The sequence below is a fragment of the Maribacter ulvicola genome (assembly GCF_900155985.1).
GTDB classification, from domain to species: Bacteria; Bacteroidota; Bacteroidia; order Flavobacteriales; family Flavobacteriaceae; genus Maribacter; species Maribacter ulvicola.
Genome location: NZ_FTMA01000001.1, coordinates 1,508,166 through 1,525,230 on the forward strand (window position 1 = coordinate 1,508,166; position 17,065 = coordinate 1,525,230).

A 17,065-nucleotide genomic window follows, 5' to 3' on the forward strand; every position below is an offset into this window, starting at 1 on the left:
ATGCATACAATTAAATTAGCCGTATTTGATATGGCAGGTACGGTTGTCAACGAGGACAATGTCGTGTATAAAACACTCCAAAAAGCCATTAATGAACGTGGGTTTCAAGTAAGCCTAGATTTTGTTTTAGAACATGGTGCCGGTAAAGAGAAACATCAAGCAATTAAGGATATCATAGCTGCCGATATTGGTACTGTAGATGCGGCTATGCCAGCTTCTATTTTCAAGGATTTTAAAAAACTATTGATTACAGCCTATAATGACCTAAAGGTTACTAGTTATGATGGAGTAGCGGAATTGCTGTATACTTTAAGGAATAAGGGGATTAAAGTAGCCCTCAATACCGGTTATGATACTAGCACCGCTCAATTGTTGCTTGATAAAATGAATTGGAATGTGGGAAAAGAATATGATGTGCTTGTTACGGCAGATGATGTTGTTCTGGGTAGGCCCAATCCAGATATGATCGTGGAAGCTATGAGGAAATTAAATGTGCAACAACAGGAGTTTGTATTAAAAGCAGGGGATTCTATCATTGATATTGAAGAGGGGAAAAATGCCAATTGCGGTGTAACTATAGGTGTTACAACAGGTGCGCATACCCGTGAACAATTGTTGAGCGCTCACCCTACATATGTATTAGATAGTTTGACCGGTTTAATGGACTTAATTACCTATGGTTAATTGTATAAATAAAATTAGCTAAATATTTTTGAAATCATAAGCTATTGAGAACCATAGGTATTCCTAAGGTTCTCGATATTTTATTTAAGAACTAAATAAAGAAGTACAATACCAGCATGGTAGCTGTGCTATTACTTCTATTTTCGGGTACATGGGCAATTCTGCCATCAAAGAAAATAGAATCTCCTTCCTTGATAAGAACTTCTTCTTCTCCTATAAGGTAGTAGCATTCTCCAGAAAGCATATATTTAAATTCATAAGCATCCGTTATTACTTTCTCTCTTTTAGAGTTTGGGTGCACGTGAAGTAAAACTGCTTCAAAACCAATACTGTTCAGTTGCTTTCCGAAAATATAGGAATATGAAAACCCAACGGCATCATCTTCTTTTTCAATCAATGTATTGTCCTCTTTTCGCGAAACTATAAAGTTAACTCCGTTAGATTGTGGTAGTCCGCCAAAGAAATCCGTTACCTCCACATCCAAAGAACTTATAATTTTTAAAAGAACGGGCAAGGAAGGTATTGTTCTTCCGTTTTCTATTCTAGAGATAAGCCCAGATGTTACTCCGGCTCGCATGGCAATTTCACTAATTGTCAATTTTCCGTTTTTACGAATCTCTTTAATCCGTTTTCCTATTCCAATAAGGTAATCATCCATTCATACGTGTTCTCCTACAAACATAATGAAAAATAAAATTTATTGGATTATAGTTTATTGAGCTGCGCTGAACATTGATTTTCACGGGACTTAACATAAAACTTACGTTTTGCATATTTGTAAATAATATTTAGCTAACTTTTAGCTAACTTTTCACTTATAATGGTTGCAATTGCTTAATATTTATAAGTAGATTCATTCAGTTTTCATTTAGATATTTGCCAAACTAACAAACAAAAGTTTACAAATACGAATAAAATGAAAAGAACATTACTTATTACAATGGTTGCTGTTTTGGCAAGTTTTGTAGCACATTCCCAATCTGTTTTTACAGGGGTCGTGTTAGATGAAAACCAAGTTCCACTGCCCGGCGCAACCGTAGTAGTGAAAGGAACAACGAACGGAGTTGCCACAGATTTTGATGGTAATTTTAAAATTGAATTAAAAAATTCAAACGAGATTTTAGTGATATCTTATATAGGATACATTAAACAAGAATTTGAAACAGCCAATAAGCGTACCGGGAGTTTTTCTTTACAACCAGATTCACAGCAATTAGATGAGGTTGTGGTAACGGCATTAGGTATTGAAAGGGAAAAGAAGTCTTTAGGGTATGCTTCTCAAGAGTTGGATAACGATGAGGTTGTTCAGGCGAGAGAACCAAACCTTTTGAACAGTATGTCAGGTAAAGTTGCCGGTTTGCAAATTACCAACAGCCCTACAGGGTTGGGTGGTTCTGCCCGAATTTCTATACGTGGCGATGCTTCTTTGAACATTAATGGTAACTCGCCATTGTTTATTGTAGATGGTACACCTATTAGTAATGAAATTGTTGGCTCTAGCGGATCGGGTACGCAAAGTGTAGATTATGGTAATGGTGCTGCAGAAATAAATCCGCAGGATATTGAATCTATTAACGTATTAAAAGGTCCGGCTGCTGCCGCACTGTACGGGTCAAGAGCTGCGAACGGTGCCATAATTATTACTACCAAGAAAGGAACATCTCAGAGTAGTAAATTGGGAGTGTCCTTCAATACTGGTATTACTATTGAAAATGTATTGATGTTGCCAGATTGGCAAAATGAATACGGTCAAGGGAACAACCAACAGTTCTCTTTTGTAGATGGAAGTGGGTCTGGTATTGCCGATGGTGTTGATGAAAGTTGGGGACCAAGATTGGATACGGGGCTTATGATTGCGCAATTTGATTCTCCAAGAACAGACGGTACTCGTGGTGGTGATACTTTTGTAAGTGATGCCGATATAATTCCAACCCCTTGGGTATCTCAACCTGATAATACAAAAGATTTCTTTGAAACCGGTATTACCAAGACCAACAGCATCGCTATTTCTAAAAGTGGCGAAATGGGCAACATGCGTTTGTCTTTTCAGAATTTAGATCAAGAAGGGACGTTGCCCAATACAGATCTAAGAAGAAATACTTTAAGCTTTTCTGGTACCATGAACGTATCGGATAAAGTGAAGGTAAATGCCAATATGAATTATGTAAAAACCGATAGTGATAACAGGCCTGCGGTTGGCTATGGTACTGAAAGTATTATGTATCTATTTATTTGGTATGGCCGTCAATTGAATACCAACAACCTTAGAGATTACTGGCAACCAGATTTAGAGAGTACACAGCAGTTCAACTACAACTACAATTACCATGACAACCCTTACTTTACCATGTATGAAAATACAAATGCGCAAGATAAGGACCGTATGTTCGGTAATGTGAGCCTTACCTATGACATCAGCGAAAACTGGAAGTTATTACTACGTAGCGGGCGCGATTTCTATAGGGATTTTAGAGTTCGTAAAAGAGCTTTTAGTACACAGCGTTTTCCATTTGGAACCTACCAAGAGGATAATATTTTCTTTGAAGAAAGTAACTCTGATTTCTTATTAAGTTATGATAAGGACTTTGGTGAAAAGTTCAATTTAAATGTCTCTGCTGGTGGAAACCAATTACGTCAAAAGCAAGATTTTACTAAAAGTGTTGCACCACAATTAATTAATCCTGGGGTGTACTCTTTTAACAATAGTAGACAGGCGGTACAGGTAAGTTCTAACAATAGCGAAAAGCGCATCAACAGTTTATATGGGTATGCACGATTTAGTTATGACAATGTATTGTTTATGGATGTTACCGGTAGAAATGACTGGTCTAGTACATTGCCAGAAGGGAACAACTCTTATTTCTATCCGTCGGTAACACTAAGTGGTATCGCAAGTGATATGTTCCATATGCCAGACTGGGTAACTTTTGCGAAAGTAAGGGCTGCTTATGCTGAAGTAGGTAATGATACCGATGCATATAGATTACGTAGCTTTTACCAAAATGAGACTCCGTTCGATGGTTCTACGCCAATTTTAACGGAATCTTCTTTGATACCGAATGCTGATTTGAAACCGGAGATTACGGGTTCTTATGAATTTGGTTTAGACCTGCGATTTTTACAAAGCAGAATCAATTTAGACCTTACGTATTACGATAGTTCTACAAAAAATCAAATTATCAATATTAGTACTGATATCGCTAGTGGTTATAGCAGTCAGCTGATCAATGCCGGTGAAGTACGTAACTACGGTTTTGAGGCTATTGCGAACTTTGTTCCTGTACTTACAGATAATTTTAAATGGAGCTCTACTTTCAATTTTGCTAGTAATAAAAGTGAAGTGACCGATTTAGGCGATGATATTCAGTTTACTTTGACCGAAGCGAACGGGGCATATATTCAAGCGCGTGAAGGTGGGTCTATCAGTGCTATCTACGGTAGAGGTTTTCAAAGGGTAGAAGATGAGAACAGTGAATATTTTGGTCAAATGATCATTAACAACCAAGGTATTCCTGAGCGTACCGATGATTTGGTATACCAAGGTGATTATGCGCCAGATTTCACTCTGGGAATGCAGAATACGTTCAAGTATAAGAATATCGATTTAGGTTTCTTGATCGATACCAGACAAGGTGGTATCGTAGTTTCTAGAACAAAAACCATTGGTAGTACTTCTGGTCAACTACAGGAAACAGTAGAAGGAAGGGAAACAGGAATCGTAGCGGAAGGTGTTGTAAACACCGGTACTTCAGAGAGTCCCAATTATGTGCCAAATACCTTAAATGTAGATGCTAGGACATATAACAACAGATACTACGAAAGAGATAATGTTGAAGCGGCAAAGTATGATGCCTCTTACACTAAACTTCGTGAGGTTTCTTTAGGGTATTCTTTCCCACAGAAAATGATCAACCAACTTCCTATTACCAATGCAAGAATTTCTGTAACGGGTAGAAATTTGATTTTATGGACAGATAATCCGCATTTTGACCCTGAAACTGTTGGGGTATCTGGTGGCACGCTTCAACCGGGTATTGAGAATATGTCTTACCCTAGTTCACGTTCGTTTACCTTAAATATACAGGTTAATTTCTAAGAGTAGAAGAAACTATAAAATAAAGAAATCATGAAAAAAATACTATTATTTATATGTTCCTTGGTACTGGCAATTAGCTGTACCGAAGATTTTGAAACCATCAATGTCAACCCAAATTACCCTGCTTCTGCAGCTCCAGGCTTATTATTACCGGGTGTACAAAGAGAAATGGCCTACAATTGGGGCGGTCAAGGTTGGGAAGAAGGTTTTACCGTGGTGCAATATGGGGCAAGACTTCAATTTACCAGTGGAGATACTTATAACTGGTCTCCTTCTGGTGATCCTTATAATGACGCATATGCATCCTTACGTGATGTAGAAAATATTATTAAGGATACGGAGGCTAACGAAAATGCACAGAATTATTACGGCGTTGCCTTGGTAATGAAATCTTGGATCTATTCTTATGTTACTGATGCTTACGGAGATGTACCTTATTCTGAGGCTACCATGGGTATTGAAAATGGTAATGTAACCCCTGCTTTTGATGCACAAAGTGCTATTTATGCAGGTATTTTGGAAGATTTGGAAACTGCAAATACGGTTTTGACCAATGCCGATAATATCTCTGGTGATATCTTTTACGATGGCGATATTGCAAAATGGAGAAAGTTTGCAAACTCGTTAAGACTTCGTCTGCTAATGAGAATCAGTGATGTGGATAATGCAACTGCCGTTGCAGGAATGACCCAAATTACAAGTAATCCAACTGCGTATCCAATTTTTGAGAGCAATGAGGATATGGCTTTCGTGGAATGGAATTCTGATAACCCACAACCAAAATATGAAACCCGTAGTGGTAGTTTTGATGAGGTTCGATTAAGCCAAACTTTAGAAACTCGTTTAAAAGATTTGAACGATAATAGGTTGTATGTTTTTGCACAGCCTACTACAGCTTCTGAAAAGGGAATTTTCTCTGAAGATTTTGATGATTACGTTGGTATGCCTAACGGATTGGATGATGAGGCTGCATTAGGCTACAGTCCGTCTGGAAACCCAGATGAGTCTGGATCTAACTTCATTTCTAGGTTGGGCATATTGCTAGGTTGTAGAGCATGTAATCCAGAAGAAGCTTCTGCTACAGCTTCGCATACCATAATCATGAGTTATTCTGAATTACAGTTTATTTTGGCGGAAGCGGCAGAAAGAGGATTTATCTCTTCTGGTGATGCGGCAATGTATTATGAAAACGGAATTAGAGCTTCTTTTACATATTACACTGAAAGAGTTGCTGCTGGCGGATGGTCAGATATTGCGAATGCCATGCAGGCTACAGATTTAGATGGGTATGTTGCTCAGGCGGATGTTGCACTTACTGGTGCAACGGATGATAACTTGGCTAAAATTGCCCTTCAAAAATGGATCTCTCTTTTCTACACAGGTTTTGAAGGATGGTCAGATTGGAGAAGAACGGGTATGCCAGAGGTTGTTCCTGGTCCTGATGCTGTAAACGATGGTAGGGTGCCGGTACGTTTTCAATATCCTAATGCTGTGAAATCTACGAACAACGAAAACTATAATGCCGCTGTTCAAAGTATGGGTGCAGATGATATTAATACCAAACTTTGGTGGGATGTTGATTAAGCAAAAGGTTAAAAAATACACCTTAATTATTGTACTGACCATAGGGATGATCTCCCTATGGTCTTGTAATTATGAGAGGCAAGATAAAATGGGTGCTGCAGACACCCATGTGGTAGTCATCGGTTTTGATGGTTTAAGCCCGGACGGACTCCAAAATGCACATACGCCTACTTTTGACAAATTGATCAGCGAAGGAGCTTCAACAATGCATGCCAGGGCAGTTTTGCCTACAAGTTCCAGTACTAATTGGGCATCCATGATTATGGGGGCGGGTCCTGAACAGCATGGCATTACTTCCAATTCTTGGGAGAAAGATAATTTAGTTTTACCGGCAGTGACGCAGAGCGAACCGTTTTTATTTCCTAGTATTTTTCATTTGATACGTGAACAACGAAAATCGGAGAAAATCGGAGCCATTTATCATTGGGGCGGTTTTGGTCGGTTATTTGAAAAAAGTGCCGTTGATTTTAACGAAAATTCGGCTACGGAAGAAGAGACTGCAGTGAGTGCTAGTAGTTATATTAAAGTGAAAAATCCGCTTTTTACCTTCATTCATTTTGATCATATAGATCATGCAGGTCATGAATTTGGGCACGGAACAAAAGAATACTATGCCTCAGTGGAAAAAGGAGATTCGCTATTGGCGAAAGTAATGAAAGCCATTGCCGAGTCAGATTTGGCGGGTAATACCATGGTAGTTGTCAGTTCTGATCATGGCGGTACAGGTAAAGGTCATGGTGGTGAATCTTTAGATGAGGTTGAAATTCCTTTTATTCTTTGGGGTAAGGGCATTAAAAAGAACTATCAAATTAAATACCCGGTGTATCAATATGATAATGCCGCTACCGTTGCACATGCCTTAAATATTAAGACGCCACGTGCTTGGATCGGCAAACCGGTTTTAGAAGCTTTTGAAGGGGAGAAGGTAGCAGATGATTATCCCGTTCTGGTACCATTGAAAAAACCAGAATTACAAAATCCTGCAAAAGGTTATGCTGCTGATGGCGGATTGTATACTGATTTCGCAGAACTAATTTTAAAGAACCCGAATACAAAGGGTGAAATAAAGTACACATTAGATGGTAGTATGCCAAAATCTGATGCTGATACCTTTAGGGCAACAAAGCTACTTAAAGAAAATACAGTGGTAAAAAGCGCTGTTTTTGTAGATGGAAAATTAAGTAGTGCGGTTAGTGAAGCGTATTTCAGAATAAAACCAAATACACATCAAGCACCTATTTCTTATGAAGTCTTTCATTTGGATAACCTGTCGTTTATTCCATCTATCGGTAATAGAAAACCAGATGCTACAGGTGCCGTATTCGAGTTTTCATCGGAAGAAGTGCGTCAACATATTCAATCGAATACACTGTTCCGGTTTAAAAGTATACTTGAAATATCTACGGATGACAACTATAATTTTGCCACAAGATCAGATGATGGCAGTCAGTTGTTTATTGATGGTGATTTGGTGGTAGATAACGATGGTGACCACGGCGTAAGAACAAAAAATGGAAGCATTGCACTTGAAAAAGGAAATCATACCGTTGAAGTCCTTTGGTTTAATGGTGGTGGTGACGGCTGGTTAGATGTGTATGTGAAAAGTGATGAAATACCCAATCAGATTTTATCGACCAATCTTTTAAGAAAGAACTAGAAGCATACAACATATGACCCTAATGAAGCAGGAACAAGATAGATTACAGAACAAGCGTACCGAAGGCGATATTAATCTGACGGCAGCGAGGAAAGAATGGCATGAAAGCATTACCGATCTTAAAACTTTAAAGCTTTTGGAAAAAGATGCGCGCTACTTTTTTCACCAAGCACTATCTACACCTTGTTTAGATGTGCTTGGTAGTTGTAAAGGAGCGCATATTGAGAATATATCAGGTACAAAGTACCTAGATTTTCATGGTAACAATGTGCATCAATTGGGCTTTTCGCATCCAAAATTGGTGCAGGGCTTAATGGAGCAATTACAAGGGTTATCTTTTTCTACACGACGATATACCAATGAACCTGCTATAAAATTTGCAGAGAAACTTACCTCTTTACTTCCTTCAGATTTAAATAGGGTTTTAATGACCCCAAATGGTAGTTCTGCAATTGGTATAGCGTTGAAATTGGCACGTGCCATTACCGGAAAATTCAAAGTAGTTTCTTTTTGGGATTCTTTTCATGGTGCTTCTTTAGATGCTATTAGCGTTGGTGGTGAAGCCGTTTTTCGTGAATATATGGGGCCTATGATGCCGGGTGTAGAACGTATTCCGCCACCGGTAACCTATCGTGGAATTTTTGAGGGCAATGAAGCCAAATGTTTAGAACATTTAGAATATGTATTTGCCAAAGAAGGCGATATTGGAGCCTTTATTGCAGAAACCGTACGAAATACCGATGTGCAATTACCTTCGATGGAATTTTGGCAAGAGGCACGTGCCTTATGCGATAAATATGGTGTGGTTCTTATTTTAGACGAAATTCCTATTGCCCTGGGTAGAACAGGGAAAATGTTCGCTTTTGAGCATTACGGTATTGAGCCTGATATTCTTTGCTTGGGCAAAGGATTGGGAGGTGGTATCTTTCCGCAAGCGGCTATTGTTACCCGCGACCGCTATAATAAATTTCCTGACATATCCTTAGGACACTATACCCATGAAAAGAGTCCGCTTGGCGCTATGGCGGCATTGACCACCTTAGAAATTCTGGAGCAGGAGAAAATCCTTCACAAAGTGGCGGGAGATTCGTTGATCATGTGCACGGCCATGACCATTTTAAAAGAGAAGTATGAACTGGTTGGTGATGTTCGTGGTCGTGGACTATTATGGGGTATTGAATTGGTGACCGATAGGGATACAAAAGAAAAAGCAGTGCAGCAAGCCGAGAAAGTGATGTACGACTGTCTTAAAAACGGATTAAGCTTTAAGGTATCTGCCGGTAATGTACTTCAATTGGCACCTGCACTGACTATTTCTAGAAAAGAATTAAAAGAAGCTTTACTAATTTTAGAAAATGCGCTAGATAGCGTGAATGATTAGACACTTATGAAAACAATTAAATTAAATGTGATGGTTGCCCTTTTGTGGGGAGTTGTTATGCATGCCCAAGAAAAGGCAACTTTTTTAGTTCAGCCTTATTTGCAAGATGCCAACCCTACTGAAATGACCATTATGTGGGAGACTTCTTTGGGAGAGGAAAGTATGGTAGAATATGGTACTTCACCAAAATTAGGAAAAAGAGCAAGAGGAATTGCCTATGATATCAACTTCAATGAATCTCGTGTTCATGAAGTGAAAATTACCGGACTGAAACGATTTACCGAGTATTACTATAAGGTGAAAACCGGTAAGTTAGTATCCAATATTTATCAATTTAAGACACCACCGTTTGCCAGTGATAACGAGTCATTCCATCTTTTGGCGATGAGCGATATGCAAAAGGACCATCAGAATCCAGATAAATTCAGTGAAATAGTTAATAAAGGTGTACTTCCTTTTTTAAAGTCGGAATATGGAAATGAAGTTCCTGATGATTTGGCAATGGTTTTGATTCCAGGAGATTTGGTAGAGAACGGAGCAAAATATGAACAGTGGCAAAATGATTTCTTTGATCCAGCACAACGTCTTTTTTCTGAAGTTCCCGTGTATCCTGTATTGGGAAATCATGAGCGAAATTCTAGCTATTATTTCAAGTATTTTAGCCTGCCAAAGAATGGTACACCTGCTTATGCTGAACATTGGTGGTATAAGGATTATGGCAACACGAGAATCATTGGGCTAAATTCTAATGAGGGTTATCGTGATAGCAGAGAACAATTTACATGGTTAAATTCGTTACTTGAAGAAACGGCAACGAATGAGGAAATCGATTTTGTATTTGCACAGCTACATCATCCGCATAAATCAGAATTATGGATTCCCGGTGAAGAGGAGACCTCTGGTAAAGTGGTGAAAATGTTAGAAGCGTTCACGACCAAAACCGGTAAACCCAGTTTACACTTTTTTGGTCATACGCATGGGTATTCTAGAGGTCAATCTAAAGATCATAAACACTTATGGATCAATGTAGCCACTGCCGGTGGCGCTATTGATAATTGGGGAGAATTTGAAGGCAGGGATTATGATGAATTTAGTGTAACCCAAGATGAATATGGCTTTGTAATGGTTGAGGTAGACGGTAATAAGAACAACCCAAAATTCACCATCAAAAGAATTAGCCGTGGTAATGAGCATGTGTTCAGGGAAAATGAAAAGACCGATGAAATTACTATTTATGCCAACGCGCATAAACCAGAAACTCCGCTAGTGGTTTCACCCAAAGATGAAATTGCTTTTACGGGTGGTCTTTTAATGGCACAAGCGTTCAATAGTTCATTTGATAATGCCTATCATGCAGCATCTCATTGGCAAATATCCAAAACAAAAGATTTTGGTATATTGGTGTTAGATAGCTGGAAACAGTCGGAAAACTGGTACTATTTAGAAAATCGTCAAAAAGAAGATGACTTAACTGATGAGCCTACTGGAAGATTACAACCAAATACCGATTATTTTTGGCGAGTACGTTATCGTGACCAACATTTAAATTGGAGCGATTGGTCGCAAATACAAACCTTTAAAACTAAAAACTAAACCACTTATGAAACTACTTTTAAGAACCTTATTGTTACTATTACTTCTAGCTTCAACCCAAGTTATAGCTCAAGAAGCTAAAAATTCAAATGTATTTTTAATTACTTTGGATGGCGTGCGTTGGCAAGACGTTTTTACGGGCGTTGATATGAATTTGTTAAATAGCGACTATACCCATAATAAAGATGAGCTAACTAAAAAGTTTGTTGGAAAATCTAAGAATGAAAATAGAAAAATGTTAATGCCTTTTTTTTGGAACACCATAGCTGAAGAAGGGCAACTGTACGGTAATAGAAATAAAGGAAGTAAAGTTAATCTCACTAATACGATGTTGTTTTCATACCCTGGATACAATGAAATATTATCGGGTAAGGCAGACGATGCCAACATAGATAGTAACGATAAAAATTATAATGAGAATGTTACCGTTCTAGAAGTGGCAAATAAATCGGAAACTTTTAAGGATAGGGTAGCCGCATTTGCTAGCTGGGACGTATTCCCTTTCATAATTAATGATAAAAGAAGCGGTGTGCCGGTTAATGCCGGTTATATGGATGCTGTTGGAGTTTTGAATGAAAAAGAAAAGTTTTTGAATGAGATTCAACGTCAGGCACCCATTGTTTGGGAAAGTGTTCGTTTAGATGTTTTTACACATCACTTTGCGAAAGAGTACATAAAGAAAAATCATCCGAAACTAGTGTATGTTTCTTATGGTGAAACCGATGATTTTGCACATGATGGACAATTTGATTTCTACATGAAGTCTTTGCTAAATACAGATGCATTCATTGCTGATTTATGGAACTATGTACAGAATGATGATTTTTATAAAGACAATACTTATTTTATTATTACCACAGATCACGGTAGGGGAGAAGGTGTGCAAGAAGATTCAAAATGGACCGGTCACGGTAGCAACGTAAAAGGAGCTGAACATACTTGGATAGCAATTTTAGGGCCAAATATAGAGGCAAGTGGAGAAGCAAGCGAAGGACAATTATTTACAGATCAGATTGCACCAACAGTAGCTAAGATTTTAAATTTGAAAATAGATAGTAGAAATATGCCTGCAAAACCCATTAGCCTCAAATAATTTTTGACTTGAAATAAAGTCAAAAGGAAATTATAAATTGATTTTAGCTTTGGCTATAGTGTCAGTTAACCATAGTAAAAACCGATACCTTGATTTTTAAGGTGTCGGTTTTTTATTGAGGTAAATTTGTTGAAATAAAAAGGCTGATTATTTAATAATCAGCCTTTAAAATTTGTAGAATATTGTTCTTAATTCATCTTGTAAACTACGTTTATGCTAAAAAGTTCAGTGTAATCAATATAATAGCTTACCCAATCTTCATTTTGGTTTGGACTACTGCTAATAGATATAATGTTACCAACCTCTGTACCTATAGCTTTACATAAAGTTGTGGCATGTGCTTTTGCATTTTTTAATGCAGCGTCTAGAGCAATTTTACTGTTTTTTGAAGATATAGACTGTTTTACTTGAAATTGTAATTGAACGCCTAGTAGATTCGTTTTCATTAATTTCATAGCAACATCTTTAGATTCTGTTACATAATATAGGATTGTACCGTCACGTTGGTATCCTGAAGAAAAATATTCCATTTCTTTTTCTTCAAATTTAGAAGTGTTAATACCCAATTCTTTTAATTCCGCAAAGTACTGTTTTCTTAATTGAGCTAAGTTTTCAATTCGAGTATCGGCATAGTACACCTGATCCATACTCAATGTGGCTTTAATTCTATATTTTTCAATTGATTTTTCTATTGGTGCAGAACCGGTTACGGTCACTGTTCTTTCCTTTTGATTGGTTTGCGCTTGAGCGGAAGTAAATCCAATAAGGATAAATAGTAAAATTAGGGAGCATTTTTTCATTCGTAATTCTGTTTAAAGTTTATCAAATTTATGGTATTTAGGTTGTAAAATAGGTGTGATTTAAAGGTTAAAAATGAAACTTTTAAGGCTTTTATTAATAGGCTTCAGTCTTAAATTTTATAAGATACTTTGGTGCTGTAGTTTATATTGTTGTTACCTAATTCTGTATTTTTTATTTCTAAGGGCTACTGTCTTTAAAACGGTAATATTTGTTTTTTTCGTCATTTAAGTAGAGTTCTTTCTAGAAGAGATGTGTAATGAAACATCCATTTACAATCTTATGTACGTTAGTATTTGTTGATTTTTTATAACTATCTAGTTTATGGTGTTTTAAGTAGAAATGATTAGTATTTGTAGAAATTTTTTTGTAAGTTTTACCTTGTTAATAAAAAATTAAAAATGTTATAATAGATAGAGTGAGTTAACGAAAATTAAATTGATATGAAATTAGACACAGTTTGCATTATAGATGACGACCCCATTTGTGTTTATGGCACTAAAATTCTTTTAAATCACAATAATTTTGTGAGTGCTAATATTCTCGTGTATGAAGATGGTGACGAAGCCTTATCAAATTTAACCTCTCAATTGAATAAAGGTCAACGAATGCCCGATATTATTTTGTTAGATTTAAATATGCCCGTTATGGACGGTTGGGGGTTTTTAGAGAAATTCTCGAAACTACCTATTGTAAATAAACCTCAAATTTATATCGTTAGTTCTCATTTTGGCGCCAATGAAATTGAAAAAGCAAAAAAGTATGAATTGGTGCAAGATTTTATAGTTAAGCCCTTAATTGCTAAAAATCTTAATGATATAATAGCTATGGCTAAAATTGCAGTGTAAAGAAGCGTGTTAGTCCACACTATGGGTAGTGTTTTTTAAATAGGTCGATTAATTAATAAGTATCAGCCTTTTTTTACTTCCTCTAATTCATCCATGATAAATTCAATATTGATAACATTGGCTTTATGGTAACTGACCAGCCTATTAAAAGACATCATGTAACCCAAACCGTTTAATGCTTCATTATTCTTTTTTTGTTGGGTAATCTCATTAAGGTTCTCCGTAATTTCATTTATAATGGAATCAATGGTATTCCCTGGGTTTATGTGTAATGAACGTAGCATTTCTGCAACGCTTTCTTCATTTTTTGCACTAAAATTGATATAATCTTTAATAGCTTGCTGTCTGCGCTCGCTTAAAAAACTAACATCACTATTTTCAAAATATTGATGAACCTGTTTGTTAATTGCATACAAGTTGCTCAATTCTTTTCCCAATAACACTTCTTTGTCCATGTCTATTCATTTTAAAATTCATCATAATATAATTTTAAAATAGATTGAGTATTGATGCAAATGCGAGTTATTATGTCTCAAAAATTAAATAATTCGCGCTATTTAGCATTGAACAAATCACAACTGAAACGGGGCAAGTTTATCCTTATCATCAAAATAACGTTGTGGAGCTAACTTATTCTGTAGCGGTTCGTATATCTCAAACTTCATATTGCTGCCAGAAAATTTAGAGGTCCAGTAGATGAACTTATCCAGGTTGAGATTTCTAAATTTATCTGATACACGCTCTTCAAAATTACATCCTGTGATACTTAGAACTTTCAATTGTTTTAGAGCCGCTAATTCTGTTGGCAACGTATGTTGCGTAAAGCCTTCAACACCTAATACACGGAGGGAGTTCATTTTGCCAATCCATTTTGGAATTTCTCTTTTGCTGTATTTACCGCTGATGAGAAGGGTGTATAAGTTTAAGGTTGCTAGAGCTTCTGGGTAGCGTTTCATTTCTTTGGAGATATGTTCTAACCAAAGATATTTTAAGGTCTTCCATCGCGTAACAGCTTCAACGGCATTATAGTCAAAATCATCACAGAAATTTACTTTAAAGGCTTCTATTTTTTGACCCTCTAAGGCAGATATGTTTTGAACATCACAGCTGTAGAATTCTAGAATTTTTAGCTTATCTAAACTAACTTTTGGAAAGTCACTAATTCCCGTGCAATCTCTGAGTTCTAGATGTTCAAGATTTGGGGTTTGCTCCAATACCGATTGTAATGCAGCGCTATCTCCCTTGTAATTATTGAGTTGCAGTGATTTTAATGTTGAGTTTTTATATCCAGAAAGTCCCTCGCAGAATTCTGGTTTGTCTTCTGGAAACTCAACAAACAGCTGTTCTAGATTAGGACATGTTTTTAGCAGTTCAGCAATATTTGTAGCGGGACCGGTATATTCATATTTCTTAATGTTTTTCGGATTTTTAAGAAACCCAAAACCTAATTCATCTGTTATATACGAGTTGTTTTTACCCAAGTCCATCTGTTTGGCATCCATAATATCATAAAATGCTTTTAAGTCATTTATGGAAGTATTTTCCACATATACATGACTTGCTGAGCGCTTTGTTTTTCCAGGGTTAATACCCTTTAAACCTTTTATCGTCAGCTGTTCTGTATGTTTTGGTAGCGCATCTGTGTTTAATTCCAAATGATTCTCAAACTGAACAGCGAATTGTTTTAGCTTTCCAATTTTAGAAAGTGCGGCAGGTATAATAGCCGAACTAGGCTCTTCGTCCACGCGTGTAGCATACGAAGTGTTTTTGTAAATAGTAATGGTTTCTAAAGTGTCCAATTCATTTATCCCATCAAAAATCCAATCTAAATTGGGCTCTAATTTATAGGTGATGTTGGCTAAATTTTTAAAAGCTGCCAAGGTCTTTGTATGGGTTGTTTCTGGAGCGTCACAGTCAATAGAAATAGTTGTCAATTCAGGAAAAAAATCGGCATTTTCTAAGACATAAGTAAGCAATTTGGGTGTGTCTAAAACCAACTCTTTTCGTGTTGATTTCGTGGTCATTGGTGCAATGTCTACATTACGATTGCCGATTTTTGTCACCAAATCTGGTTTCGACTCAAATCCAAAAAAGAAATCGGAAGAAATAGTTGCAATTTTGGGTGCTATAAGTTCAAACAACTGTAACTCGGGCATTGTTTCAAACCCTGTGGGCAAGGTTTCTAAACTGTCTGAAACTACCTTGAATTTTTCTAGTTTAGGTAGGCTTGTCATTTCCTTTGGTAATACAGTAAGCTCATCCAAACCGAACAAATCTATCTTTTTCAATGTGGATGGAAATACAACTTCAGATAAATCTTCTACTCCTGTATTTTGCAGGCTTAGCACTTTTAAACTTGTGAGGTCTGAGAACCAATTGAAATCTTTTAAATGGGTATTGCCATCATTGCCTCCAAAAGAGTAATCGCCTTTAAAGGTAAACTCTTCTAAAACTTTCAATTTAGATATTGAAGCAGGTACATGCTTTAAAAATGGCATGGTAAGCTTCATTTTCTTCAAGTTTTTTAGGATGCCTAATTCATCGGGCAATTGCTCAAAGTCCGCCTTAATTTCCAATTCTTCTAAACTCGTCAATTCCGGTAAATTCTCTAGAATTGGGTTATATGCATTCCCTTCATTTTGTAGAGAGATTTCTAGTTTTTGAATTCCGTTGAATCTGCCTAAAATTATTGGGTGTTCAACCAAACGATCTAAAAAGCCTTTGGTGAAATTAAATAGTCCTAATTCAGATTCTTTAAATAATAACGAGTGTAGTTTAAATAGGTCTAATTCATCAGAAAGTAGTCCGTATTCCAATAGAGCAATCAATCTGGAATCTACAGATTTCACACCTCCTTTTTGACTTATTTTTTTTCGGCTCTTAAATGCCGCCTGTAAATACGTTGGTGCTTGTTTTTTTATAATGTTGGTACACTCCATTCTAATGACTTTGTCTGCCGTAGTTTTTGCAATGACAAAAATTTCATAATAAAAATCTTCAGGATAGTTTTTACATCCTTTAATAGCTTCAAAAGAGGCATCAATTTCAAAAAAATCAAATAGGGGATTGTCTGTAGTATTCGGCATAACAACAAATGAAATTTAGAAGTACAAAGTTTACTAAAAACTGCCGCATTTTTGTCACTACATTCCGTGATATTAAAAATCAAAAGAATCACGTAGATAAAAATATCACCAAATTCCGTTAGAAAGAAAAGTTGAAATCCGGCTACCTTGCCATAAATTATCTGAAACTATAAAATAACATTGGACAGCATAAGTTTATATGGTATTACATGTTTCAAATCAATTTTTCAGAACAAAAAGCATAA

Annotated in this window: 12 protein-coding genes; 8 read left to right on the forward strand and 4 right to left on the reverse strand. The window is 36.6% G+C overall.

Features of this window, described 5'->3' with window-relative positions; translation table 11 throughout:
* Window positions 1-684, forward strand: a complete 684-nt coding sequence (locus tag BW936_RS06495; RefSeq protein ID WP_076547455.1) for a phosphonatase-like hydrolase — start codon at window positions 1-3, stop codon at window positions 682-684.
* A 91-nt stretch (window positions 685-775) separates the two neighbouring features.
* Here BW936_RS06495 and BW936_RS06500 read toward each other — a convergent pair whose 3' ends face one another.
* Entirely contained in the window at window positions 776-1,342 is a 567-nt protein-coding gene (locus BW936_RS06500; protein ID WP_076547457.1) for a helix-turn-helix domain-containing protein, read from the reverse strand.
* Window positions 1,343-1,600: 258 nt separating this feature from the next.
* On the opposite strand from BW936_RS06500, the gene BW936_RS06505 reads away from it, so the two are divergent.
* Genes BW936_RS06505 through BW936_RS06530 form a run of 6 tightly spaced genes read left to right on the forward strand, consistent with a single transcriptional unit; the run spans window position 1,601 to window position 12,088 of the window.
* Entirely contained in the window at window positions 1,601-4,780 is a 3,180-nt protein-coding gene (locus BW936_RS06505) for a SusC/RagA family TonB-linked outer membrane protein (RefSeq protein WP_076547459.1), read from the forward strand.
* Between the two features lie 30 nt (window positions 4,781-4,810).
* Window positions 4,811-6,364, forward strand: coding sequence for a SusD/RagB family nutrient-binding outer membrane lipoprotein (locus tag BW936_RS06510; protein WP_076547461.1), 1,554 nt, complete (start codon window positions 4,811-4,813; stop codon window positions 6,362-6,364).
* Entirely contained in the window at window positions 6,327-8,021 is a 1,695-nt protein-coding gene (locus BW936_RS06515) for an alkaline phosphatase family protein (RefSeq protein WP_159439004.1), read from the forward strand. Before BW936_RS06510 ends, BW936_RS06515 begins: the two co-directional genes overlap by 38 nt.
* Before the next feature lie 22 nt (window positions 8,022-8,043).
* Window positions 8,044-9,402 (forward strand): (R)-1-hydroxy-2-aminoethylphosphonate ammonia-lyase, encoded by a 1,359-nt coding sequence (gene pbfA, locus BW936_RS06520; protein WP_076547977.1) that lies wholly within the window; start codon window positions 8,044-8,046, stop codon window positions 9,400-9,402.
* Window positions 9,403-9,408: 6 nt separating this feature from the next.
* Window positions 9,409-10,995 (forward strand): purple acid phosphatase family protein, encoded by a 1,587-nt coding sequence (locus BW936_RS06525; RefSeq protein WP_076547464.1) that lies wholly within the window; start codon window positions 9,409-9,411, stop codon window positions 10,993-10,995.
* A 7-nt stretch (window positions 10,996-11,002) separates the two neighbouring features.
* Complete coding sequence (locus BW936_RS06530; protein WP_076547465.1) at window positions 11,003-12,088, forward strand: alkaline phosphatase family protein; 1,086 nt, start codon at window positions 11,003-11,005, stop codon at window positions 12,086-12,088.
* A 188-nt stretch (window positions 12,089-12,276) separates the two neighbouring features.
* On the opposite strand, the gene BW936_RS06535 is transcribed toward BW936_RS06530, so the two are convergent.
* Window positions 12,277-12,888, reverse strand: a complete 612-nt coding sequence (locus BW936_RS06535; RefSeq protein ID WP_076547467.1) for an SIMPL domain-containing protein — start codon at window positions 12,886-12,888, stop codon at window positions 12,277-12,279.
* A gap of 441 nt (window positions 12,889-13,329) precedes the next feature.
* On the opposite strand from BW936_RS06535, the gene BW936_RS06540 reads away from it, so the two are divergent.
* Window positions 13,330-13,734: a response regulator gene (locus BW936_RS06540; protein WP_076547469.1), complete on the forward strand. Its 405-nt coding sequence runs from the start codon at window positions 13,330-13,332 to the stop codon at window positions 13,732-13,734.
* 62 nt (window positions 13,735-13,796) lie between these two features.
* Here the strand turns inward: BW936_RS06540 and BW936_RS06545 are convergent, their stop codons facing one another.
* The gene (locus BW936_RS06545; protein ID WP_076547471.1) at window positions 13,797-14,189 is read right to left on the reverse strand and encodes a hypothetical protein; all 393 of its coding nucleotides are present in this window, start codon (window positions 14,187-14,189) and stop codon (window positions 13,797-13,799) included.
* 117 nt (window positions 14,190-14,306) lie between these two features.
* Complete coding sequence (locus BW936_RS06550) at window positions 14,307-16,820, reverse strand: leucine-rich repeat domain-containing protein (RefSeq protein WP_076547472.1); 2,514 nt, start codon at window positions 16,818-16,820, stop codon at window positions 14,307-14,309.
* Window positions 16,821-17,065 lie beyond the last annotated feature (245 nt).

Excerpts from the sequence above, each read along its gene's own strand:
- BW936_RS06495 (WP_076547455.1), top strand. The coding sequence starts at position 1 with ATGCATACAATTAAATTAGCCGTATTTGATATGGCAGGTACGGTTGTC.
- BW936_RS06500 (WP_076547457.1), bottom strand. The coding sequence starts at position 1,342 with ATGGATGATTACCTTATTGGAATAGGAAAACGGATTAAAGAGATTCGT.
- BW936_RS06505 (WP_076547459.1), top strand. The coding sequence starts at position 1,601 with ATGAAAAGAACATTACTTATTACAATGGTTGCTGTTTTGGCAAGTTTT.
- BW936_RS06510 (WP_076547461.1), top strand. The coding sequence starts at position 4,811 with ATGAAAAAAATACTATTATTTATATGTTCCTTGGTACTGGCAATTAGC.
- BW936_RS06515 (WP_159439004.1), top strand. The coding sequence starts at position 6,327 with ATGATATTAATACCAAACTTTGGTGGGATGTTGATTAAGCAAAAGGTT.
- pbfA (WP_076547977.1), top strand. The coding sequence starts at position 8,044 with ATGAAGCAGGAACAAGATAGATTACAGAACAAGCGTACCGAAGGCGAT.
- BW936_RS06525 (WP_076547464.1), top strand. The coding sequence starts at position 9,409 with ATGAAAACAATTAAATTAAATGTGATGGTTGCCCTTTTGTGGGGAGTT.
- BW936_RS06530 (WP_076547465.1), top strand. The coding sequence starts at position 11,003 with ATGAAACTACTTTTAAGAACCTTATTGTTACTATTACTTCTAGCTTCA.
- BW936_RS06535 (WP_076547467.1), bottom strand. The coding sequence starts at position 12,888 with ATGAAAAAATGCTCCCTAATTTTACTATTTATCCTTATTGGATTTACT.
- BW936_RS06540 (WP_076547469.1), top strand. The coding sequence starts at position 13,330 with ATGAAATTAGACACAGTTTGCATTATAGATGACGACCCCATTTGTGTT.
- BW936_RS06545 (WP_076547471.1), bottom strand. The coding sequence starts at position 14,189 with ATGGACAAAGAAGTGTTATTGGGAAAAGAATTGAGCAACTTGTATGCA.
- BW936_RS06550 (WP_076547472.1), bottom strand. The coding sequence starts at position 16,820 with ATGCCGAATACTACAGACAATCCCCTATTTGATTTTTTTGAAATTGAT.